Origin of the sequence: Rhodococcus sp. NPDC058532, assembly GCF_042719255.1 — a bacterium.
Taxonomy (GTDB): domain Bacteria; phylum Actinomycetota; class Actinomycetes; order Mycobacteriales; family Mycobacteriaceae; genus Rhodococcus_G.
Genome location: NZ_JBHXNU010000008.1, coordinates 174,400 through 195,926 on the forward strand (window position 1 = coordinate 174,400; position 21,527 = coordinate 195,926).

The following is a 21,527-nucleotide window of genomic DNA, read 5'->3' on the forward strand; positions in this document are numbered from 1 at the left end:
CCCCAGGACGGGCGCCGATTCCAACCTCGGACGGGCACCGCCACGCGCCCCGGGCGAACGCGGTGGGGCCGAGTGGGGATCGCCCTGCCGGGCGGTGGGGCGCCACCCCGGGCACCGGACGACAACCGCACCGATAAAAACACGGGCACCGACGACAAAGGCGCGACACCACCTGGTGTCGCGCCTTAGGCGTTGCGGGCGGGCGGGAGGACTACTCCTGCTCGAACCGCTTCTTGAATCGATCTTCCATGCGGGACGAGAATCCGCCGCCGCTCCGGCGACCGCCCGAAGGCTTACCGGTCGCCGATGTGGGCCCGGACTTCTCCCCCGACCCAGCCTTCACTCCCGGACCCGATCCCCGAAGGAACAGGACTCCGGCTCCAAACATCACTAGGAAGCCGAGCAGACTGACGATCAGAAACACATTGCCCACGATGGTTGCGAGCGGGATGCCCGCAACCAGGAGAACGAGTCCGAGGACAAAGAGCGCCCCCGCCTGCATCCGACTCTTGCTCGAGGCCGCATGCATACGGCCTCCCCTCACAGAGGAGGCGAACTTAGGGTCTTCGGCGTAGAGAGCGCTCTCGATCTGATCGAGCATCCGCTGCTCGTGCTCGGAGAGTGGCACGGCTACCTCCCCCGGCACATCATGGTGGCGGTCGAATCGTGGGTCGACTCGACCGGTTGCCGACGGTCGCGGCTACCTGCCGTCAATGATACGAGTACACGTGACCGCGTACCACCTACTCCGAGGACGAGTTGTCCGAGTTTCCCCCCGGGCCCGCAGATGCCCTGGTGGACAGCCGCGCCCGGACTCACGCCGACGCGCGGGCGAGACTCCCGTCACCCCGGCCGGCGAGCGCCCCTACCGCCGCGAGCCGGTCCTCGACCGCCGTCAGGAACCGGGACACCTCGGAGTGGAAGCGATCGGCCTCCGCGGCGGTGACGGTGCGCGAGATGCCCGCCTCGATCGCCGCCCGGGTCTCCGAGTGCGCCGCGAAGTAGTCCGCCCAGCCCGCCAGTTCCGGGTCGGCCCGACTGAGCAACACCCAGGCGCTCCGGGACCGGCATCGTGGCGTGCGCCCGGCAAGGGCGGCACCGGCACCCCGCAGCGCGGCCAGGTACGCCGCCCGGAATCGGTCCGACGGGTCGCGGGATCGGCCCGCCTCCGCCAACAACGCGTCCGCCCGGTCGAGCAGGCTCACCCGAACAGCCATCCCGAACACCTCCCCAGTGTCACCGGATCACTCCCACAACCGCCTGTCGTGCAGTCCGGTGGAGCGCGCTTCCCTCGCGCTCCACCGGATTGCCGATATCGAACATTCGTTCGACCTTCACAATATAACCGCCCCCACCGACACGGAGTCAAGAGAGAGGGTGAGTCCGGTCGTCACCACCCCCGCACCCCGCCTGGTCGAGCTGTCCGCCGCCGATCTGCGCGCCCGCTTGCCCCAGGCCCTGTCCATCTACGTCGAGGCCATGGGCTACCCGAGGGGCACCGACGTCCACCGGGCACCGATGTGGGCCGAGCACACCGCACGGGCCGGGTGGTGCGGGATCGCCGCGTTCGCGCCGGACCCCTCCGGGGCCGAGGCGATGGTGGGCATCGCCTACGGCTACCGCGGCGCCCCCCACCAGTGGTGGCAGCAGCAGGTCCGGGAGGGGATGCGGCGGTCCGGCACCGACCCCGGCACGATCGAGTCCGTCCTCGGCGACTACTTCGAACTGACCGAGCTGCACGTCTCCCCCCGCGCGCAGGGGCACGGCACCGGCGCCGCCCTGCTCGACCGGCTGCTCAGCGGCCGCCCCGAGGCGCGGGTGCTGCTGTCGACGCCCGAGGTGCCGGACGAGGACAACCGCGCCTGGCGCCTGTACCGCCGGATCGGCTTCACCGATGTCGTGCGGCACTTCCGGTTTACCGGGGACAGCAGGCCGTTCGCCGTCCTCGGCCGCCCGCTCCCGCTCTGACCTGTCGGCGCCCATCGCTAACCTGGGCGGCGTGATCGACGCGGTGGTGGTGGGTTCCGGACACAATGCGCTCGTTTCGGCGTGCTACCTCGCCAGGGCCGGGTGGTCCGTGGAGGTGCTCGAACGGGACACCGAACTCGGCGGCGCCGTCTCGACGGTCGAACGGTTCCCGGGGCACCGGGTGGACCGCGGCTCGTCGGCGCACATCATGATCCGGCACACCGGCATCATCGAGGAACTCGACCTCGCCGCGCACGGGCTGCGCTACCTGGACTGCGACCCGTGGGCGTTCGCGCCCGCCCCGCAAGGAGACCCGCGGCCCGGCATCGTGTTTCACCGCGACCTAGACGCCACCTGCGACTCGATCGCGGCCGCGTGCTCGCCGCGGGATGCCGACGCGTATCGCCGGTTCGTCGGGGTGTGGGGTCCGCGGACCGCCGCGGTGATGCGGGCGTTCGGCGCCCCGCCGACCGGCGGCAGGCTGGCCCGCGCGTTCGGGGGCGTCGACCGGGGCCCCGGCCCGGCCACCCTGTCCCGGGAGTTCCTCGCGTCCGGGGACGCCCTGCTCGACGACTGGTTCGACGATGAGCGGCTCCGGGCCGCGCTGGCCTGGTTCGGCGCCCAGTCGGGGCCGCCGATGTCCGAGCCGGGCACCGCGCCGATGGTCGGGTTCGCTGCCCTCATGCACACCCTGCCGCCGGGCCGCGCGATCGGCGGCAGCGGCGCGCTGACCGCGGCGCTGGCGTCCCGGCTGGCGTCCGACGGCGCGACGATCCGGCTCGGGGACGCGGTCGCGGAACTGCGCCGGGACGGCGACGGCTGGCTGACCCGCACCGAGCAGGGGCACGTGGTGCGCTCGAGGACGGTGATCGCGGGCTGCCACATCCTGACGACCCTGGACCTGCTCGAGGCCGGCGGATTCGACGCCACCCGGATCGCGGACTGGCGGCGACGGATCCGCGTCGGCCCGGGGATCGGCATGGTCGTGCGGCTCGGCACCGACGCGCTGCCGCAGTATCCGAGCGCCCCCGCGGACACGACCGTGACGTCGGGCCTGCAGCTGCTGGTGTCGGACCGTGCGCAGCTGCGGCTGGCGCACGGCGCGGCGCTCGCCGGGGAGTTGCCGCCGACCCCGGCGGTCCTCGCGATGACGTTCAGCGGCCTCGACCCGAGCCTGTGCCCGCCCGGTGAGCACCAGGCGACGCTGTGGTCGCAGTGGCATCCGTACCGGCTCAGCGGCGGCAGGCGGTGGTCCGACCTCGCCGAGTCCGAGGGCACCCGGATCGTCGGCGAGATCGACCGGCTGGCGCCGGGCTTCGCGTCCACGATCCGGCACACCCTGGTACAGACCCCGGCCGACCTGGAGTCGGAACTGGGCCTGATCGGAGGCAATGTGATGCATGTGGAGATGTCGCTCGACCAGATGTTCCTGTGGCGTCCGCTGCCCGAACTGTCCGGCCACCGGGTGCCGGGCGCGACCGGGATGTACCTGACCGGGGCGTCCACCCATCCCGGCGGCGGGGTATCCGGGTCCAGCGGGCGCAGCGCCGCGCGGGTGGCGTTGTCCGACGGCCGATTCGGCCGGTTGCGCCGGCTCCTGCCCAGGTGACGTCCGACCCGAGCCGCACCGACGGCGTGCCGCCGCTCGCGCGTCCGGGCCGGGCTGGCACCATGTCCAGGTGCTGACGACCCGAACCCGTGATCGACGCCCCCGCACCCGCCTGGCGGCGGTGACCGCACTGCTGCTGCTGGCCGTCCCCCTGCTCACCGGCTGCCTCCGCGTGCAGGTGTCGATGGGGGTGTCCGCCGACGACCGGGTGTCCGGGCAGCTCGTCGCGGCCACCGTCCCCACCAGTGATCAGGACAAGGGCCCCGAGCTCACCACGCCGGATTCGCTGATCGGCAAGGTCCGGGTCCAGGAGTACAAGCAGGACGGCTTCGTCGGCTCCCAGGTGTTCTTCACCGACCTGACGTTCGGCGAGGTCCAGCAGCTCGGGTCGATGTCCAGCCAGGTCGGGTCGTCGGTGCAGCTGAACTTCCAGCGCGCGGGCGACGTGGTGGTGCTCGACGGCAAGGCCGACCTCAAGGCGGTGCCGGAGAGCAGCGACGTGCAGATCAGTGTCGCGTTCCCGGCCCGCGTCGCCACCACCAACGGCACCAGGGACGGCGATTCGGTCGTCACCTGGAAGCTCGCCCCCGGCGAGGTCAACACCCTCCGCGCCGAGGTCCGCTACCAGGACCCCAGCACCCGCGGTTTCGCGGGCTGGGCGGGCATCGTCGGCGGCGTCACCCTCGGTGTCGCGCTGATCGTCGGTGTGATGGCCTACCGGATGCGCGACACCTCGCCGCGCTACCTGCGCGGGGACGGCGCCAACAAGGCGAAGATCCAGGGGGACTGACCGTCCCGGCGGGTCTGCTACGGGACGTGGACGGTCGCGACGCCCGGGGTGTATGGGCCCGCGCCGCTCGTGGCGACGAGGACGACCCGCCCTGGACCGGTCGGCAGGACCGCCTCCGGGTATCCGTCGGCTCCGGTCGACATCGGGGCGGACCCGGCGGCTCCGCTCGACAGGTTCAGCCACTGCACATCGCCGGGGCGCAGGCACTTCCACCAGCCCTCATCTGGGCCGGTGATCCGCACCGTCCCCGGCTGTTCACCGACGACGGCCACACAGCGGATCGTGGGCACATCGAGGCTGCCGTACGGGTTCCCGAACGGTGCCGGGTTGATCTGGAACGGAACGGTGACCGCGGTGGCGGCTGCGGTCACCGGCGTCAGCACCGAACAGGCCCCGATGGCGGCGCAGGCGACGAATCGGCGGACGACCTCGATCATCGGGACCTCCCTCAGGGGACCTGAAGGGTGCCAGCACCCGGGTTGACCAGGATCTTGTACCCCCACGGACCGTACGGGACAACGGTGGCGACGTCGGCGAGCGCGGCGACCGTGCCGCTCCCGGTGGACGCGGTCGCGGGGGCATAGCGGCACCAGTCCCCCGGTTCCGGGTCGCGGGTGTAGTCCCGCTCCACGAGCCGGAGGGTCGTGGAGCCCGCGGCGCCGGTGGTGAGGTTCCGCCAATGCACCGTCATGTCGTAGCAGTAGGACCAGTCCGCCGCAGGCTCCGCCGCGAAGGTCACGACGCCCGATCCGCCAGGCGTCGCGGTCGGTATCACCGTCGTCGGCGGCGGCAGGGTGAAGCACGGGAACATGCTGCCCACGCATCCGGTGAGGAAGCGGATCGGCACCTGGAACACCGTGGTCGCCGGTGCTGCTTCCGGCGGCGGGCCCGCTGTCGCTGCGGCGGACGAGCCCAGCGGGATCGCGAGCACGGCCGCGGACGCCGCGGCGCGGGCGAGGAACGAACGATGAACTGCTACACGGCGCATGGCGTGAGCCTCCCGCGGTGGACCGGACCCCGACCCTGGTGCAGTGCCAGCGTACTCGCGCGGTCACTCCCCGGCCGGATTGATGGCGTTGACCGAACGGGACGCCGCGGGGAACTCGGTCGGTGCGCATGCCATGACAGACTCGGCCGAATGGACCTGTTCCCAGCGATCGAACCGTCCGACTCGGGGCACCTCGCGGTGACTGACGGCAACTCGGTGTACTGGGAGACCATCGGCATCTCGACGGGTCTTCCCCTCCTCTATCTCCACGGAGGTCCGGGATCCGGGTGCACCGTGGGAATGCGCAGGTTCTTCGACCCGACCGCGTTTCGTGCGGTGTTGTTCGACCAGCGTGGCTGCGGGCGCAGCACACCCCGTGCCGACGATCCGGCCACCGACCTCTCCACGAACACGACCGGTCATCTCATCGCCGACATCGAGCGTCTTCGAGAACACCTCGGAATCGAAAGATGGGTCGTCGCCGGTGCGTCCTGGGGCGTCTGCCTCGGGTTGGCCTACGGGCAAGCGCATCCCGATCGGGTGATCGGGATGGCGTTCGGTGCGATCACCTCGGGTAGACGCATGGAAGTCGAGTGGATCACCCGCGACATGCGGCGCATCTTTCCACGGGAGTGGCAGCGGTTTATCGAGCCGGTCCCGGAGGGCGAGCGAGGAGGCAACCTCGCCGCGGCCTACGCGCGCCTGCTCGCCCATCCCGACGCCGCTGTTCGCGAGCACGCAGCGCTACGCTGGTGCGCGTGGGAGGACACCCACATCTCGCTCGCTCCCGGATGGACGCCATCCCGCAGGTACCAGGACCCCGCCTTCCGGATGGTGTTCGCGCGCCTGGTCACCCACTATTGGGGCAACGATCACTTCCTGCGCGAGAACCAACTGATCGACGGCATGACGCGGCTCGCCGGGATCCCCGCGGTCCTCGTGCACGGCCGATACGACGTGTCCGGCCCGCTCGACACCGCATGGGAGCTTTCCCGCCGATGGGACGGCAGCCGGCTCGTCGTCGTCGACGATGCCGGCCACGGCGGGGGGAGTTTCATCAGCGAGTTCGTCGAAGCGATCAACTCTTTCGCGAGGACGAACCCCACCGCCTCGGGCCGGCCGGCAGTTCGATGTCAGCTCACCTGAGCAGGAACTCGAGGGCGACCCGCTCGAATCCCTCCTTGGCTTCGATCATCACCCAGTGCCCACAGTTCGGGAAGACGTGCAACTCGGCGTTCGGGATCAGCCGCATCGGGATCATCGGCATATCCGGCGGGCACTGCCGGTCATCGCGCCCCCACGTCAGCAGCGTCGGGCACGCCACCTTGCCCATCATCGACCAGTAGGGCGGTAGGCCGGAACTGGCCATCGCCTGCTGCTGCGCCTCGAAAGCCTTGGAGCCGTACATCGCGGCCAACGTCGCGTGCGATGCCGGATCGTTGGCCGTCTCCCAGCGTTCCTCGATCCGCTCCTCGGTGACCACGGACCGGTCGTACACCATGCACTCGAGCCAGCGGACCAACTTCTCGCGACTCGGTCCGTCGGCGAAGTCCTGCAGCAGACGAGTTCCCTCACTCGGGTTCTGGCTGAAGATGTTCGGCCCCACCCCGCCAATGGTGACGAGCTTGCTCACCCGCTCGGGGTGCTTCATGGCCACGTTGACGCCGACGACTCCGCCCATCGAATTGCCGATCATCGCGGCGGAGTCGATGCCGAGTGCGTCCATGAAGCGGATCACCGACGACCCCGCGGTCAGCACCGGATGGCCAGCAACGGGATCGCTCACGCCGAATCCGGGGAATTCGAGGACATAGCAGTGGAAGTGCTCGGCGAACACCTCCAGGTTTCCCCGGTAGTTCCGCCACCCGCTGACCCCGATGCCGGAGCCGTGCAGCAACAGCAACGGCGGCCCCTCGCCCGCTTCGTGGTAGCGCAGCACCCCCTTGTCGGTGGTGATCTCCCTCTTGGTCCCCTCGTATGTCACGTCCATCCCACGACACTAGAACACGTTGCAGTTTGCCGGTCGCGTGTAGGAGAGGACTTGGGCGCTCCCGGACCCCTGGTACACCACCTACACCCAGCGCGGCCGGCCCTGCCCACGACACGAGCACGCAGGGCTCAGCTGGCACTGACCGGGATGAGCGACGTCAGGGCACTTCGCATTTCGGTACCTGAGTCGCGGCTACGCGCTGGCTCGGCCGTCCGGAAGCTTCCAGTGCGGTCTCGGAAAGTGGCAGGTGTACCCGTCCGGGTAGTGCTGCAGATAGTTCTGGTGCTCGTCCTCCGCTTCCCAGAATGTGCTGGCCGGGGTCACCTCGGTCACGACCTTGCCTGGCCATCGACGTGAGTCGTCCACATCGACAATCGTGCCCAGGGCGATGCGCTTTTGATCGTCGTCGAGATAGAAGATCGCCGAACGGTATGCGGTCCCGATGTCGTTGCCTTGACGGTTCTCCGTCGTGGGATCGTGGATCTGAAAGAAGAACTCGAGCAGAACTCGATAATCGGTTCGCGCGGGATCGTAGGTGATCTCCACCGCCTCAGCGTGACCTGGATGATTGCGATAGGTGGGACGGTCGTTATGCCCTCCGGTGTAGCCGACTCGCGGTGACACCACGCCCGACTGCTTGCGGATCAAGTCCTCCATGCCCCAGAAGCATCCGCCAGCCAGAATTGCCTTCCGCGCGTCGGCCATCCCTACTCCTCCCCGATCAATGCCAGACAGGTCCACGACCCCGCCCCTCGCTTCCTCGACAGGCTTCGCTGCTGGCCTGGCATTCGTAGATACCCGCTCGCACAAACCTATCCGAGCCCTGTCCCGTACACCGCCCCTCGCCGATCAACGGCACTCGCCTGCGCTAGGTTCCCCCGATGAAGACCCTGACAATCGCCTCGTTCGTCACGGTTCTCTGCACCGTCTCGATATGGCTGTGCACCGCGCTGGCCATAGCGCTCGAGGGTCAAGTCGATCTCGACGAGCGGTTCGTGGTGATGGTCGTATATCCGACGATCCTCGGGCTGCTGGCTTCGTTGGTGGGAGCAGCGGCCGGTGTGGCAATTCTCGTCCGGCGCGCCAGCCACGGCTGGCCAGGCACTGCGATGGCGGTGGGGCAGCTACTCACCTGGGCCCTGGCTATCGGAATCATCGTGTGGGCGATGGTGTTTCCCTCCACCGGATGGGAGCTCATTGCGCTGCCCCTCGCGTTGATGCTGGGGCAGGTCGTGGTCGCGATCGGCCTGCTCGAGCCGGTGGCTCGCCGACTGAGGGGCGCCGCGCGCCGTGCGGCCTAGGCTGCATGCTCGGCGCGACTGACACCTCTTCTGGATGACGAATGGGGACTGCCCCACCTCAGTTCACTCGCGGGGCAGAGTGAGGCAGTCCCGACAGACCGATCGCGGCGAAGAGGACGGCGGCGGTGCGACGGACGGGAAGCTTGCCGAGCCGTGCCTACTGCGCGTCAGACATATCCGCTCGCGCCCCCGTCGCCCATTGAACTGGGCACGCGACTCCGAATGTCTCATGGCGGCCGCGTTTGGCGATGCCTATCCCGCCGCTGGGACGATCGAGCAGGCGCCTGGCGATCCCGGCTCTACTGGTCCGTCACCAGGCGATAGACCACGTATCCGACGAACCATGTGGTGAGGAGGACGCAGAGAACGAGGAGGACGTCGATCGCGATCACCAGCATGCAGACTCCTTGGTTAGTGGGTACTCACTAACCAAGAGCGTAAGCTACCGTCGGGACATGCCCGACAACGCAGTACCTACCGCGCGCGACCGGATCCTGGATGCAGCCGCCAGCACCATGCGGGACCGAGGGCTTGCCCGGGCAACAACCAAGGAGATCGCGGCGGTCGCCGGTTACTCAGAGGCGATGATTTACAAGCTCTTCGACGACAAAGTCGACCTATTTCTGAGCGTGCTGCGTGAGCGGGTTCCCGCCGTCGACATCCTCACCCGCACCGATCGCACCCCCGGCGACGCCAACACCCTCGAGGGCAGGTTGGTAGCGACGATCGAGCAGATCACGGCGTTCTATCGGCAGACGTTCGCGATCGGCGCGTCCCTGTTCTCCGACGCCAAACTCCTCGACCGCCACCGAACCGCCGTCATGGCACAAGGGGCAGGCCCGGCGCTTCTCCCGGCCTCCGTGGCCCGATTCCTTCAGAACGAGCAACGCACCGGCACCATCGTTGCTGGCGCCCCGATCAACGGGGCCGCATCGTCCATCGCCGGCGCCTGCTATCTACGGGCCTTCCTCGAGCAGTTCTACGGTCCCGAGCACCCGCAGGAACCGATGGCAGAGTTCACCGCCTCAGTCGTCGCGACAGTGTTGCCTTCCTTGATCGCTGCCTAACACCACTTCTGAGACAGGGCCTTGTCAGGATCCGGGTGAGCGATCGTCGAACGGAACCTCAGTCCAGGGCTGAGCAGGTGACCAGGTGGGCCGACCAACGCTCGGACCAGCCCCAGACCTGCTGCAGGGCGGCACCGAGCTCGATACCCGCGCTGCTCAACTCATAGGTCTTGTCGACCCGCTTCTCGACTATCCCGGCATTCTGCAGCTGTTGCAGTCGCTCCGAAAGCGTGCTGGACGAGCAGTTTCCCATTCGTCTGCGCAGTTCCAGGAAGCCCAACGGCCCGGGCTCGAGCTCCCAGAGTGCCCGCAAGATCCAGCGCTGCCCAAGAAGTTCCATCGCCGCGAGTATCGGTTGTGCGGAGGGCTCACTCAACTGTCGGGACCGCTCCGGTTCTCTTGTGCTTCTCATTTCGAACCATCATAGTGGTTCGAAATCAGAAGCGTTTGGAGCGCGAGGGGGCGTCATGAACGAGGTCGTGGACCCAACCGGTCGGCGGATCGCACTGGTCACGGGAGCATCGCGAGGGATCGGCGCCGAGACCGCACGGGCACTCGCGACCGCCGGCGACCACGTGATCATCAACTATCGAGAGAAGTTCAAGCGCGCGCAGGCGCTAGCCGACGACATTGCCCACACTGGAGGGACGGCGTCGGTCGCCGGCGGCGACCTGTCCAACGAAGCCGCAGCGAATCGGCTGATCGCCGAGGTGGCGGAAGAGTTCGGACGCCTGGACGTGCTGGTCCTGAACGCGTCCGGCGGGCTCGAACTCAATGCGGGGCCGGACTATCCGATGAGGATCAATCGTGATGCGCAGGTCAGGCTCGTTCAGTTGGCGTTGCCGCTCATGCCGTCCGGGTCTCGGATCGTCTTCGTGACCAGTCATCAGGCGCACTTTCATGGCCGCAAACCCGTGCCGGCTGAGTACGAACCGATCGCCGAGAGCAAGCGAGCGGGGGAAGACGCGTTGCGGAGCATGATCCCGATGCTCTCCGACCGCGGAGTTGAGCTCATCGTCGTGTCGGGCGACATGATCGACGGGACGATCATCGTGCGGCTACTCGAACGCCGGAACAGTGACGCAGTCGAGGCACGCCGGCATCACGGACCACTGCCCACGGTCGAGGAGTTCGCCCGCGCAGTCGCAGATGCCACACTCAGCAGCGACGCCACGGGACATACGGTCTACGTCGGCGGACTCGACTACCTCTCGACGCCAGCCATCTGACCGCTTCCTCAGCTCACCCTCGGCTGTCCGCGTCGGGGTCGGCGTTCGGGGCTACACGATGGATGCTCACTCGGCACGACTGCTGGCTCCGCCACCGCCGCGCCGTCGCTGCTGGCCCGGCTTGATGTGCAGCCGAACATCCTCGTACACCACAGTGTAGGGCAGGTCCTCGTCGGTGTCCGGATCGCCGGAATCCGAGGGGTCCGGCAGTTCCGCCATCTGCTCGACGACGATCTGGGCTCGCGCCGCACCCGGATCGAACATCTCCTGAAACGGCCCGACGAACGACCCCCCGAGGCCGCGGTCCTTCGCACGAATCGCGGCCCACCCGAGCAGCACTATCGGGCCGATCGTGACGAGCAACAGCAACGCGTCCCCACCCATGCCCGCGAGCGTACCGACGAATACCGCCGTTCCCACTGGAGGCAGAGCTGCTACCGCGAGCCCGAAGGTGTAGACCGGTTGCGCGCCGCGAGATCCGGCGGCCTGCCGTCGACTCGTTTGACGGGCAGCCACGTCGCGAGGGTGCGCGCAAGGGATCCGAGTAGGCGCTCACCGTACACGCACAGGGTCTGCTCCCAGGGGTGTCCGAACGTCCCCTCGCTGAGGTCGTCGCGCAGGAAGATGTAGTAGTCGCCGTCGGGGTAGACGGGAACCCGCCACTCGGTGTCGCGGGTCGAGGCGTGGACCGCCGCGTCGAGCCGGTAGCAGGTGTGTTGCCAGTCCAACACCACGAACGTCGGATCCTCGGCGAACTCGGTGACGAAGCAGCGCAGCGCCTCCGCGTTCACCGCGTCGAATCGGCTCGACCAGGCGCCCGCGATCTCCGCCGGTGCCGTGAGGTCGAACGTGATGGAGGGTGTCGGTTCGGCGATCGCCGGCCAGGACGATGCGGTGACGCCCGGCCGGAACCCGAACCGGTCGGTGAACAGATCCCAGTAGCGATCTTGGTCCCGCAACTCGGTCCAGCCGGGCGGCAGCGGGCTTCCGAAGTCGAGCGTGCGCCTCATCAGTGGGGGAACCTCCTGCTCCGCCAACTCCAGTCGAGATCGACTGTCGCGCCGACGGTCAACGCGCGGAATCCGGTCCCGTCGATGTTGCTGTAGTGGGCCCAGCATCCGCCGGGGGTGGCCGGGGAGTCCAGCACGCCCCATCCCCGCTCGGCGTGCCACTCCCGCACCGTTCCCCTCGTCAGTTCCACGACCATGACGATCTCACGCCCTCGGCACACAATGACGGCCCGAAACGCCGGAAGCCGGAACGAATCCCGCTCGGTCGGGCGTCTATGCGCCGGCGGCGCTCCCCAGTACTCGATCGAGGAGATGGTCGACGAGGTCGACCGCCGATTGCGGGGTGCCGTACCCCTGCAGCATGCCCTGGGCGAGTCCGCCGGTTGCCATCAGCACGAGTTCGGCGTCGAGCTCGGGGTTCCCCTGAGTCGGCGCTCCGGCAGGCCGGGCTCGCCGGAGTTGGTCGGCGACGATCGTGGTCAATGCGCGTGGCGCGGCGAAGGTCTCCTCGGCGGTGATGCCTGCGCCGGTGATCGCCGCCCACCCGAAGGCGCCGAGCACGTACACCTCCTCGCGGCGCCGGTCGTCGAGGGGAAGCAGTTCGGTGAGGACGGCGCGGATCGCCTCGCGAGGGGTGGCGTCCGCGCCGAGCGCCGTCCAGCTCTGCATGAAGCGGGCGCCGGCATCCTCCATCACCGAGCGGTGGGTGGCCAGGAGGAAGTCCCTCTTGGTGCCGAAGTAGTACTGGACCAGCCGGACCGAGATCCCCGCCTCCGCGGCGACGGTGTGAAAGGTGACGGACTCCAGTCCGCCGCGGACCATGACGCGCCGGACGGCGTCGGTGATCTGGCGTCGCCGCGCTTCATGGTCGGCCAATCGTGGCACCGGACTGTCCGCCTTCCCCGCCGTCGACCTGACGATGGCTCCACGTACCACGGTTATGGTACGAACAAACCATAACCGTGGTACGTTCATATCAACAAAGCCAGCAAGGAGGGAACGTGCCGAAGATCGGGCGATTCACCAACGAGAACGCGAAGAACGAGTTCCTGCGCGCCTACGACACCGCGGCCGCGAAGTGGCCGGTGCCGTCGACGACCGTCGATGTTGAGACATCGTTCGGGACGACGCGGGTGCGCAGGTCGGGCAGCGGCGAGGGGACGCCGATCGTGTTGCTGCCCGGTATCGGCGGTAACGGGCTGGCGTGGTTTCGGTTCATCGAGGACCTGGCCCGCGACCACGTCGTGTACACCCCGGACGTGATCGGGTGGGCGGGCCGGTGCGTGCAGACCGCGCCGCTGCGCGACGCGCGGGACGTGGCGACGTGGATGGCGGAGGTGGTCGACGGGCTCGGCGCGGATCGCGTCCACCTCGCGGGCAACTCGCTTGGCGCCTGGCTGGCCGGGGCGGTCGCGGTGTATCGCTCCGACCGTCTCGCGAGCCTGACCATGCTCGAACCGAGCGCCGCGACCTTCGCCAAGCCGAGTTGGGGTCTGCTACTGAAGTTCCTGGCGGCGGGAATGCGACCGACCCCCGAGCGGATGCGCAAGCTCAACAAGTGGCTGATGCCCGGCTTCGAGATGTCCGACGACGAGTTCGCCGTCGCGATGGCGGCCGTGAAGTACCGGATGGCGATGCCGTGGGACCGCACGTTCACCGACGATCAACTGGCCGCCATCGCGGTGCCGACGCTGGTGCTCTTCGGCGCCGACACGGTCGTCGCCGATCCCGAAGCGGGCGCCGCCCGCGCCAACGCCACCATTCCGTCGGTCGAGACCGAGATCTACCCGGGCGTCGGGCACGACCTGATGTGGGCGAACCCGGATCAGGTCATTCCGCGCTTCCTGGCCTTCACCGACAGTCACGACCCGATCCGATCCTGAATCACCGGTGGTTGTGGTGCCGCCCGGTGCCACCCCTGCCCGCGGCGGCGGTCCGGCGAGCATCGGGCCGCGGCACACGGTCGAGGTGATGCATCACTCCAGGCGCCTCTGCGACAATCTCGGTCCAAGTGGGCAGGGGAGGACGACATGGGAAACTTCATCGCGGATCGGTACGCCCCGGTTCGACAGGAACTGGTCGAATACAATCTCGACGTTCGAGGCGTGATCCCCGACTGGCTTGACGGACGGTACCTACGGAATGGGCCGAATCCTGTCGCCGACGTTTCACCCGACGAGTACAACTGGTTCACCGGCGACGGGATGGTCCACGGCATTCGGTTGAGTAATGGTGACGCACTCTGGTACCGCAATCGCTGGGTCGACTCGGAAGTGACTTCGCGACTGTTGAAGCGGACGGCCCCGGACGAGCACGGGAGGTCGCCGCTCCACGGCCCTTCTGCGAACACAAACGTAATCGGGTTCGCGGGCCGGACGTTGGCACTTGTCGAAGGAGGAACTGCCTGCGCAGAATTGTCGAGCGACCTCGAGACAATCGACGTCTGCGACTTCGACGGAACCGTGCGCGGGGGCTACACCGGACACCCGGTGCTCGATCCGGACACCGGAGAGTTGCACGCCGTTTCCTACCACTTCGGGCGCGGAAACACCGTGCAGTACACCGTGATCGGTCCAGATGGCCGCCTTCGATGCAAGATGGCGGTCCCGGTCCAGGGCAGCCCCATGATGCACGCATTCTCGCTGACTCGGGACTACGTTGTGCTGTACGACCTACCCGTCACGTTCGATCCGCGGTCGGCTGCCCAGGTTGGTGTGCCCCGCCCGCTGCGTCCGCTTGCCCAGCTGGCGCTGAGTGCGATCGTCGGCAACGTGCGTGTTCCCCCGGTGATGATGAACCGGATGCCGCGAATACCCGCTGGGCGCTTCCCCTATCGATGGAACCGAAACTATCCCGCACGAGTCGGTCTGCTGCCGCGATCGTCGCAGGATCCGACGACGGTCACCTGGGTAGAACTCGACCAGCCCTGCTACGTGTTCCACCCGATGAACGCCCACAATGACGATCGTGGGCTGGCAATCGACCTGGTAGTTCACGACAGAGTCTTCGACGCCGACCCCCTAGGCCCAACCGAGGGGCTGCCGCGGCTGGAACGGTGGCAGATCGATCAACGGACCGGGTCTCTCCGGCGTGACCGCCTCGCAGAGGAACACATGGAGTTCCCACGAATCGACGACCGGTGCGCCGCGAGCGCCTTCCAGCACGGCTGGGCCGTGGGCGGCACGGATGATGTGTCCGGGGAACACCGACTGTTCCGAACGAACACCGCTGCCGGGATCGCCGTACAGCGCGACTTCGGTAGCCATTCTGCGGTTGGTGAATTCAGTTTCGTCCCGTCCTCGCCCTCGGCGCCGGAGGGCGACGGCATCGTGATGGGTCTCGTGACCGACCTGGCCGAGAACGTCACTGACTTGCGGATTCTCGATGCCCAGAGCCTTGAGGATGTGGCAACTGTGCGTCTACCTCAACGCATTCCGGCCGGCTTCCACGGCAACTGGATCCAGGAACCGCACTGAGGAATCCATGCCTCGTGGTCCGACAACGCAGGGAACTACCACCGGCGTCGAGCATTGACCAGCCGGGGACCGACGGCCGCGAATGCGGCCGTCCCCCCGGCGAGCGCAATACCGACCAGCGCGGCCTTCCGAGGCAGTCCGCGGCGCGCGGCGTCGGCAACCACGACAGCGTCGATCAGATCCATCGCGATCCCGGCACGCAGGTTCGCCCGACGCACCGTGGCATCCGGATGCAACGCGGCTGCACCCAACACGATGTCGCGCACACCAAATGCCTTGATCCACACGCCCCGATCACTGCCGGGGTAGGACATGCCCAACGCGGTGTAGACCTGCCTCGACGCGATTGCGGTGGTGACGCCCCACACGATTCGTCCGACGCCGATGACGTGGGACACCACCCGCTCGGCCGAATCGTCCTGCTGATGTATCCCCGGTGCCGTCATGGCCGCCAGCTTGCCACAATGGATCGGCTACCCGGAGACCAGCCGGAGCCTGCGCGCGAGGTCGGAGACGAACACCCGGCCGGGGTCGATGCGGTCCCTGATCGCCCGCCATTCGTCGAGTCGCGGATACATGCGGGCGATGCGGTCGGGAGTGCTGCGGGAGTCCTTGGCGAAGTAGAGCCTGCCGCCGAGGTCGAGGACCCGATCGTCGAGTTCGTCGCACAACCTGCCCAGTCCGTCGCGGGTCGGGAAGTCGAGACTGAGCATGTAGCCCGGCCGCGGCCAGGACAGCGGGGCCGGGTTGCCGTCACCCATACGCTTGAACACGTTGAGGAACGAGCGATGTCCGGACTCGGCGATCATTCGGATGATGTCGGCGAACTGGGCCTCTGCACCGAACGGCACCGAGAACTGGTACTGCAGAAAACCGCCCGGGCCGTATGCCCGGTTCCACTCCCCGAGCAGATCCAGTGGATGGTAGAACTGCGTCAGGTTCTGGATCGCGCCCCGGCCATGGCGGGGGTACATCCGATACGCGGCCTCCGCCGCGATGCGCGTGGTGACCCTGTTGACCATCCCGCTCGGAAAGAGGTCCGGGACGGTGAACAGCTGTGGGGCGTTGAATCGCAACGGGTCCCGGCGAAGCTTCGGCGGGAGCTGGTCCAGGGTCGCGAGCGAGCCGCGGGTGAAGCCGGCGCGCCCCAACTTCGGGCCGGTGGAGATCGTGTCGGGCACCGACATCGAGTAGTCGTATCCCTCGTCGGAGCCGCCGGTCAGCAGTTCCATCGTTTCGTCGAGGTTCGCGGTGCGGTCGTGGTCGGCGATGAAGTACGCGGTCTCGGTGTGCTTCATCCGCACTCGCGCGCGAACGACGATGCCGGTCAGGCCCATTCCGCCGATCGTGGCCCAGAACAGGTCGCGGTCATCCCCCGAGGGGGTGAGGGTGCGGATCGTTCCGTCGGCGGTGAGCAGGTCGAGTTCGTCGACATGGTTGCCGAAGCTGCCGTGCGAGTGGTGGTTCTTGCCGTGGATGTCGGCACCGATCGCACCGCCGATCGTGACCTGCCTGGTCCCGGGCAGCACAGGAACCCAGAGTCCGTGGGGCAGAACGGCACGCATCAGGGTGTCGAGGCTGACTCCGGCGTCGACGTCGACGATGCCCGAGTCCGGGTCGATGCGGTGAATGCGGTCGAGGGCGGTCATGTCCACCACGAGTCCGCCCGCGTTCTGCGCGGGGTCACCGTAGCTGCGACCGAGACCGCGGGCGATGACACCGCGCGGACCCACGGTACGCACTGCACGGGCGATCACATCGAGGTCCGGGGTGGCGAGCACATCTGCCGGTGTCGCCGCACAGCGACCCCACCCGCTCAGGGAACGGCGTACGGAGTTGTGCTCGGTCGTCACAGTCACTCGGTCCACACTAGTCACCGCACTGGATCGAGCGGCCGGATCGGACACCTGGTGCGAGGGGCGGAGATTCGATTGGCCGGGCCCGCGTTGGCGATCGTCACCGGCTCGCGACGAGCGTGTCCAGCCACAGCCGGATCGTCGCGCGGCGGTCATCGACGCAGGGGGCGAGGGCACGGGCCCCGAAGGTGCAGTCGAATACCAGTCCCTCGAGCAGGCTGATCAGGTCGCGCGCTGCGACCGCCGGATCGCGTGCCCCGAGGGCGCCCATGAGTGCCGTCGCCGCGGGAAGCGAGAACAGGCACGACGCCAGCCCCGCGCGGAGCTCCTCGTCACCCGCGGCGTCGACGGCGAGCGCGTACCGGGCCAGCACGTCCCTGCGACGGTCGACCAGCAGCGTCTCGAGGTGGTCCGCGATGACCCGCCCCGCCTCCTCGGTTGTCCGCGGCGGATCCGACGAGGCGGCATCGGCGAAGTGCTCGCGGGATCGGGTCGCCAGGCGCGTGATCGCGGCCGACACCAGGGCGCGCCGGGTCCGGTAGTAGTACGAGGTCGAGCCGCGAGCGAGCCCGAGGCGCGCGTCGATTCCCTGGTGGGTGAGCGCGTGGTTGCCGCCGTCGGCGGCGAGGTCGAGCGCGGCCTCGCAGATGAGATCTCGGCGGGAGCGACGGTGAGCCATGTCTCCATCCTCTCAATACTCTACGTTGCTAGAGTTTCGGCATGCGTTGGACCCGCAAATCTCCCCAGTCGCGCCGTTCACTCCGGGTGGATGAATCCGTGTTTGTGTCGACCGCAGCAGAATTGGGCTTCGCGCTCGATGACGCGCAGCGACGTGCCGCGGCCGCCCTCGCCGCCGACGACCGGAACCTGTACCTGTGGGGCCCCGTCGGTCGGGGCAAGAGCTGGTTGATGGCGGCGTACTTCGCCGCGCTGCCGACCGATCGGAAGATGCGGATTCACTTCCACGAGTTCTTCCGCGACCTGCACCTGGCCATTCGCAGGCACCGCAACGACCTGGACGCGGCCCTGGCGGATCTGCTCGGCGAGGTGGAGGTGGTGTGCTTCGACGAGTTCCACGTCCACGACCCCGCCGACGGCAGGTTCCTCGGCCGCCTGCTTCCCGCGCTCCTCCGCCGGGAGATCCGGATCGTTGTAACCTCGAACTACCCGCCCCGGGAGTTGCTGCCCAATCCCCTCTTCCATGACGACTTCGTTCCCACCATTGAGGTGCTCGAGCGCAACCTGACGATCATCGCCGTCGACGGACCCGTCGACTACCGGATCACCGCCGGCCACGACGTGGGGTTTGCCGCCGGGTGGTGGCTCCACCCCGGCACCCCCGAGCAGGTCGAACACCTCGGGCTGCACGCGCCGGGACCGGATGAGCACACGACCCTCACGCCGGCCGGGCACCCGATGCGGGTCCGCCGCGCGGCGGACGGCTGGTTGTGGATCGACTTCGCCGAACTGTGCGAGAAAGCCACCGCCCCCTCCGATTACCTCGCGCTGACCCGGGACTGGCGCCGGTGGGTGATTGGCGGCGTGCCGGACCTGCGCTCGGCGGGACGGGAGCCGACACAGCGGTTCGCCAATGTCGTCGACGTGCTGTACGACCGCGACGTCACCGCCGCGTTCCTCGCCACGACGCCCCTACGGGCCCTCACTGGCGGCGCACAACTGCCCGCCGACATCGAACGAATCACCAGCCGGCTCGGGCAGCTTCGCCGCGTCGAGCTCGACGCGGCAGAACCGGAGCCGGTCGACGGATGTCGGCAGGCGCGGGCAACCACAATTTCGAGGCGACCGTAAGAATCGGCCGGCGGCCGGACACTACGGGATATGGCAGAGGAATAGCCGGAAGCACCGGCAGCGGACCCGACACATGCGGCCTACCCGGTGCGCCACCGGGCCAGCAACCCACTCAACGCCGCGACCGTCTCGTCGGGCCGGGTCAGCAGCCCGGCATGACCCGCGTTCGCTACCGTCACGATCTCGGTGTTCGCGCCCAAATGTCGTGCAGTAGCGGTCGACTCGTGGGCGGGGAAGAGCGGATCGTGGTCGAAGTAGACCAGCGCCGCCCGCACCTCGGCTGGCCACGGTGCGCCGACCGTTCCACCGGCGTCCTTCCAGTCCAACGCCACCTGCGCCTGACCCACCTCGCCATGCGGCGGCGCCCACTGATCCCCCTGATGAGCCAGGAGCTTCCACCACTGGGCGACCTTCTCGGAGTCGGCCAGCTCGGCCCCGCCGAGCGCCGTCAGCAACGTCATCAGGCGACTGAAGGGCCGGGGAACTTCCCCGGCACGTTCGGCGAAGGCGTTCTCGGCGTCGATGACGGCATTGCGGATAGTGCCGTCGGCCCCGCCTGCACTGGCCATCAGCACCGCACCATCGATCCTGGCCGGTGCGCGGCGGGCCATTCGTTCCGCGGTGAAGCCGCCGAGCGAGTAGCCGATGACGGTGGCCCGCGCAATCTCCAGGTGGTCGAGCAGCTGCAGCGCGTCGTCGGCCATCGCGTCCAGCGACCAGGGCAGCGGGGGGCATCCCGACGGCTGCACTCCGCGCGCGGCGAACCAGATCACCCGGTGCCCGACCGCGACAAGAGCGTCGATCAGGCCGCTGAACTCCCAGGCGATCATCGGCTCCCCGGAACCACCGAGCAGCAGTACCGGAGAACCGATTCCGCGTTCCTCGTAGAACAGGTCGTGAGTGGGTAGCGACATACTAGGCACCCAGAAACCGTATACTTACTAATGGAAATTATCTAGGAAACGACATGAACCGCACTGACGTACTCGACCTCTTGACCATCCTGGGCATGCGCATGACGGCCGCAGCCGACCAGGGCAGCGCCATGCTCGGCGTCACCGCCACCGAAGCGCGGGCAATCACCTGTCTGCGGGAACACGGACCGCTCCGGCCGAGCGTGGTCGCCGATCACCTCGAGTCGTCACCCAGGCGCATGACCCAGGTCGCCGAGACACTTGAGGAGAAGCGGCTCATCACTCGCGAACCCGACCCCGACGACGGCCGAGCCAAGCGGTTGACCCTGACCACCGAGGGTGCCGCCATCGGCGAGAAAATCGCCACGCTCCGCGAAGCCTGGGCTCACCAGCTTTTCGGGCAGCTCCCCGACCGTGAGGTCGCCGACGTCGGCGACATCCTCACCCACCTCCTCCGCGCACTCCCCCGCACACCACACGGCCCGGCCGATGCACGGGACGCCGGTGTAGGTCGCGGCGGCTGAGCCGCCGCCCGGCTACGCGGCGTGGCTCGCGAGCCCCAGGTTGGTGAGCACCTCACGGGTGGCCCGCGCGAAGTTCAGGGTGATGAAGTGCAGGCACGGGGCGCCCTCGGAGATCAGCCGCTCGGCGAGCTCCGTCGCCACCTCGATACCGACCTCCCGCACCGCGGCCCGGTTCTCCTCCGGCCCATCGCCAGCGGCCCTCGTCAGCCGCTCCTCCAGTGCCGCAGGCAGTTTCGACCCGGACAACTCAAGGCTGCGACGCGCCGACCGCAGCGACGTGATCGGCATGATCTCCGGGATGATCGGCTTCGCCGCCTGCTCGGCGTCGAACTTCGCGACCCGATCCCGCAGCCGCAGGTAGTCGTCGACCTCGAAGAACATCTGGGTGATCGAGTACTCGGCGCCCGACCGCAGCTTCTGCACCAGGTACCGGGTGTCGTGGTCGAGGTCCGGGGCGCGGTAGTGCCCCTCCGGGAACGACGCAACACCGACGTGGAAGTCGCCCATGTCGCGCACCAACCGGACCAGGTCCTCGGCGTACTCGACGCCGTCGGGGTGCTTGACCCACTCACCGAGCGGGTCCCCCGGCGGGTCCCCGCGCAGGACCAGGATGTTGCTGATGCCGCGGTCCGCGTACGCGCCGCACATGGTGCGCAGCTCGTCGACGCTGTGCCCGACCGCGGTCAGGTGCGCCACCGGGAGCAGCGTGGTCTCCTCCGCCAGTTCGCCGGTGACGCGGACGGTGCGGTCGCGAGTGGAGCCGCCCGCACCGTAGGTCATCGACACGAACGCCGGGCCCATCCGCTCGAACTCGCGGACCGCCCGCCACAGCCGCGCCTCCGCGTCGGCGTCGCGCGGCGGGGAGAACTCGACGGAGAACGGGATTCGGCCGCCCGCGGCGCCGATGCGGTCGACGATCGACGGGGTGTGTGTCACCCATCCCTCGCTGGCCCGCCCCCTGACGGCATCAAAAGTCACGGCTCCAATCATAGGGGC

At 68.3% G+C, this 21,527-nt stretch carries 27 protein-coding genes; 11 read left to right on the forward strand and 16 right to left on the reverse strand.

Annotation, left to right across the window (positions count from 1 at the left end; genetic code table 11):
* Positions 1-211: 211 nt before the first annotated feature.
* Positions 212-628 carry a DUF3040 domain-containing protein gene (locus ACFWQG_RS12355; RefSeq protein WP_378507900.1) on the reverse strand — a complete coding sequence of 139 codons (417 nt, stop codon included), beginning with the start codon at positions 626-628 and terminating at the stop codon, positions 212-214.
* 187 nt (positions 629-815) lie between these two features.
* Complete coding sequence (locus ACFWQG_RS12360; RefSeq protein WP_378507901.1) at positions 816-1,217, reverse strand: SAV_6107 family HEPN domain-containing protein; 402 nt, start codon at positions 1,215-1,217, stop codon at positions 816-818.
* A 160-nt stretch (positions 1,218-1,377) separates the two neighbouring features.
* Here ACFWQG_RS12360 and ACFWQG_RS12365 point away from each other — a divergent pair, with 160 nt between their 5' ends.
* The 3 genes from ACFWQG_RS12365 (at position 1,378) to ACFWQG_RS12375 (ending at position 4,367) form a co-directional block, all read left to right on the forward strand.
* Positions 1,378-1,968: a GNAT family N-acetyltransferase gene (locus ACFWQG_RS12365; RefSeq protein ID WP_378507902.1), complete on the forward strand. Its 591-nt coding sequence runs from the start codon at positions 1,378-1,380 to the stop codon at positions 1,966-1,968.
* 31 nt (positions 1,969-1,999) lie between these two features.
* Entirely contained in the window at positions 2,000-3,577 is a 1,578-nt protein-coding gene (locus ACFWQG_RS12370; protein WP_378507903.1) for a phytoene desaturase family protein, read from the forward strand.
* 70 nt (positions 3,578-3,647) lie between these two features.
* Positions 3,648-4,367, forward strand: a complete 720-nt coding sequence (locus ACFWQG_RS12375) for an LppM family (lipo)protein (RefSeq protein WP_378507904.1) — start codon at positions 3,648-3,650, stop codon at positions 4,365-4,367.
* A 17-nt stretch (positions 4,368-4,384) separates the two neighbouring features.
* Here the strand turns inward: ACFWQG_RS12375 and ACFWQG_RS12380 are convergent, their stop codons facing one another.
* Positions 4,385-4,804: a hypothetical protein gene (locus tag ACFWQG_RS12380; protein WP_378507905.1), complete on the reverse strand. Its 420-nt coding sequence runs from the start codon at positions 4,802-4,804 to the stop codon at positions 4,385-4,387.
* Positions 4,805-4,815: 11 nt separating this feature from the next.
* Positions 4,816-5,355 carry a hypothetical protein gene (locus tag ACFWQG_RS12385; RefSeq protein ID WP_378507906.1) on the reverse strand — a complete coding sequence of 180 codons (540 nt, stop codon included), beginning with the start codon at positions 5,353-5,355 and terminating at the stop codon, positions 4,816-4,818.
* 150 nt (positions 5,356-5,505) lie between these two features.
* Between ACFWQG_RS12385 and pip the strand changes: the two genes are divergently transcribed.
* Complete coding sequence (gene pip, locus ACFWQG_RS12390; protein ID WP_378507963.1) at positions 5,506-6,501, forward strand: prolyl aminopeptidase; 996 nt, start codon at positions 5,506-5,508, stop codon at positions 6,499-6,501.
* Here pip and ACFWQG_RS12395 read toward each other — a convergent pair.
* On the reverse strand, positions 6,494-7,345 hold the full coding sequence (locus ACFWQG_RS12395) for an alpha/beta fold hydrolase (protein WP_378507907.1): 852 nt from the start codon (positions 7,343-7,345) through the stop codon (positions 6,494-6,496). The genes pip and ACFWQG_RS12395 overlap by 8 nt on opposite strands.
* 192 nt (positions 7,346-7,537) lie before the next feature.
* Entirely contained in the window at positions 7,538-8,050 is a 513-nt protein-coding gene (gene msrA, locus ACFWQG_RS12400) for a peptide-methionine (S)-S-oxide reductase MsrA (protein ID WP_378507908.1), read from the reverse strand.
* A 176-nt stretch (positions 8,051-8,226) separates the two neighbouring features.
* On the opposite strand from msrA, the gene ACFWQG_RS12405 reads away from it, so the two are divergent.
* Together ACFWQG_RS12405 and ACFWQG_RS12410 are read left to right on the forward strand one after the other, a co-directional pair.
* A complete protein-coding gene (locus ACFWQG_RS12405) occupies positions 8,227-8,646 on the forward strand; it encodes a hypothetical protein (RefSeq protein ID WP_378507909.1) in 420 nt (139 codons plus the stop codon).
* A 455-nt stretch (positions 8,647-9,101) separates the two neighbouring features.
* Complete coding sequence (locus tag ACFWQG_RS12410; RefSeq protein ID WP_378507910.1) at positions 9,102-9,713, forward strand: TetR/AcrR family transcriptional regulator; 612 nt, start codon at positions 9,102-9,104, stop codon at positions 9,711-9,713.
* A gap of 58 nt (positions 9,714-9,771) precedes the next feature.
* Here the strand turns inward: ACFWQG_RS12410 and ACFWQG_RS12415 are convergent, their stop codons facing one another.
* Positions 9,772-10,125: a winged helix-turn-helix transcriptional regulator gene (locus ACFWQG_RS12415; RefSeq protein WP_378507911.1), complete on the reverse strand. Its 354-nt coding sequence runs from the start codon at positions 10,123-10,125 to the stop codon at positions 9,772-9,774.
* A 55-nt stretch (positions 10,126-10,180) separates the two neighbouring features.
* On the opposite strand from ACFWQG_RS12415, the gene ACFWQG_RS12420 reads away from it, so the two are divergent.
* A complete protein-coding gene (locus ACFWQG_RS12420; protein ID WP_378507912.1) occupies positions 10,181-10,942 on the forward strand; it encodes an SDR family oxidoreductase in 762 nt (253 codons plus the stop codon).
* A gap of 66 nt (positions 10,943-11,008) precedes the next feature.
* Here ACFWQG_RS12420 and ACFWQG_RS12425 read toward each other — a convergent pair whose 3' ends face one another.
* From ACFWQG_RS12425 to ACFWQG_RS12440, 4 genes are all read right to left on the reverse strand, one after another.
* Positions 11,009-11,326 (reverse strand): hypothetical protein, encoded by a 318-nt coding sequence (locus ACFWQG_RS12425; protein ID WP_378507913.1) that lies wholly within the window; start codon positions 11,324-11,326, stop codon positions 11,009-11,011.
* A 50-nt stretch (positions 11,327-11,376) separates the two neighbouring features.
* Entirely contained in the window at positions 11,377-11,952 is a 576-nt protein-coding gene (locus tag ACFWQG_RS12430) for a DUF2716 domain-containing protein (RefSeq protein WP_378507914.1), read from the reverse strand.
* Positions 11,952-12,143, reverse strand: coding sequence for a cold shock domain-containing protein (locus tag ACFWQG_RS12435; protein WP_378507915.1), 192 nt, complete (start codon positions 12,141-12,143; stop codon positions 11,952-11,954). The genes ACFWQG_RS12430 and ACFWQG_RS12435 overlap by 1 nt, the downstream gene beginning before the upstream one ends.
* A gap of 82 nt (positions 12,144-12,225) precedes the next feature.
* Positions 12,226-12,837: a TetR family transcriptional regulator gene (locus ACFWQG_RS12440; RefSeq protein WP_378507916.1), complete on the reverse strand. Its 612-nt coding sequence runs from the start codon at positions 12,835-12,837 to the stop codon at positions 12,226-12,228.
* A gap of 116 nt (positions 12,838-12,953) precedes the next feature.
* On the opposite strand from ACFWQG_RS12440, the gene ACFWQG_RS12445 reads away from it, so the two are divergent.
* Both ACFWQG_RS12445 and ACFWQG_RS12450 read left to right on the forward strand, forming a co-directional pair.
* Entirely contained in the window at positions 12,954-13,835 is an 882-nt protein-coding gene (locus ACFWQG_RS12445; RefSeq protein ID WP_378507917.1) for an alpha/beta fold hydrolase, read from the forward strand.
* 147 nt (positions 13,836-13,982) lie between these two features.
* Positions 13,983-15,428, forward strand: coding sequence for a carotenoid oxygenase family protein (locus ACFWQG_RS12450; protein ID WP_378507918.1), 1,446 nt, complete (start codon positions 13,983-13,985; stop codon positions 15,426-15,428).
* Between the two features lie 35 nt (positions 15,429-15,463).
* On the opposite strand, the gene ACFWQG_RS12455 is transcribed toward ACFWQG_RS12450, so the two are convergent.
* The 3 genes from ACFWQG_RS12455 to ACFWQG_RS12465 form a co-directional block, all read right to left on the reverse strand.
* Positions 15,464-15,874, reverse strand: a complete 411-nt coding sequence (locus ACFWQG_RS12455; protein WP_378507919.1) for a hypothetical protein — start codon at positions 15,872-15,874, stop codon at positions 15,464-15,466.
* Between the two features lie 27 nt (positions 15,875-15,901).
* On the reverse strand, positions 15,902-17,305 hold the full coding sequence (locus ACFWQG_RS12460) for an FAD-binding protein (RefSeq protein ID WP_378507920.1): 1,404 nt from the start codon (positions 17,303-17,305) through the stop codon (positions 15,902-15,904).
* 79 nt (positions 17,306-17,384) lie between these two features.
* The gene (locus ACFWQG_RS12465; protein ID WP_378507921.1) at positions 17,385-17,963 is read right to left on the reverse strand and encodes a TetR/AcrR family transcriptional regulator; all 579 of its coding nucleotides are present in this window, start codon (positions 17,961-17,963) and stop codon (positions 17,385-17,387) included.
* A 98-nt stretch (positions 17,964-18,061) separates the two neighbouring features.
* On the opposite strand from ACFWQG_RS12465, the gene zapE reads away from it, so the two are divergent.
* Positions 18,062-19,093, forward strand: a complete 1,032-nt coding sequence (zapE, locus tag ACFWQG_RS12470; RefSeq protein ID WP_378507922.1) for a cell division protein ZapE — start codon at positions 18,062-18,064, stop codon at positions 19,091-19,093.
* Positions 19,094-19,173: 80 nt separating this feature from the next.
* On the opposite strand, the gene ACFWQG_RS12475 is transcribed toward zapE, so the two are convergent.
* A complete protein-coding gene (locus ACFWQG_RS12475; protein ID WP_378507923.1) occupies positions 19,174-20,007 on the reverse strand; it encodes an alpha/beta fold hydrolase in 834 nt (277 codons plus the stop codon).
* 53 nt (positions 20,008-20,060) lie between these two features.
* On the opposite strand from ACFWQG_RS12475, the gene ACFWQG_RS12480 reads away from it, so the two are divergent.
* Positions 20,061-20,531 carry a MarR family winged helix-turn-helix transcriptional regulator gene (locus ACFWQG_RS12480; RefSeq protein ID WP_378507924.1) on the forward strand — a complete coding sequence of 157 codons (471 nt, stop codon included), beginning with the start codon at positions 20,061-20,063 and terminating at the stop codon, positions 20,529-20,531.
* Positions 20,532-20,543: 12 nt separating this feature from the next.
* On the opposite strand, the gene ACFWQG_RS12485 is transcribed toward ACFWQG_RS12480, so the two are convergent.
* Positions 20,544-21,521, reverse strand: a complete 978-nt coding sequence (locus tag ACFWQG_RS12485; protein ID WP_378507925.1) for a methylenetetrahydrofolate reductase — start codon at positions 21,519-21,521, stop codon at positions 20,544-20,546.
* Positions 21,522-21,527 lie beyond the last annotated feature (6 nt).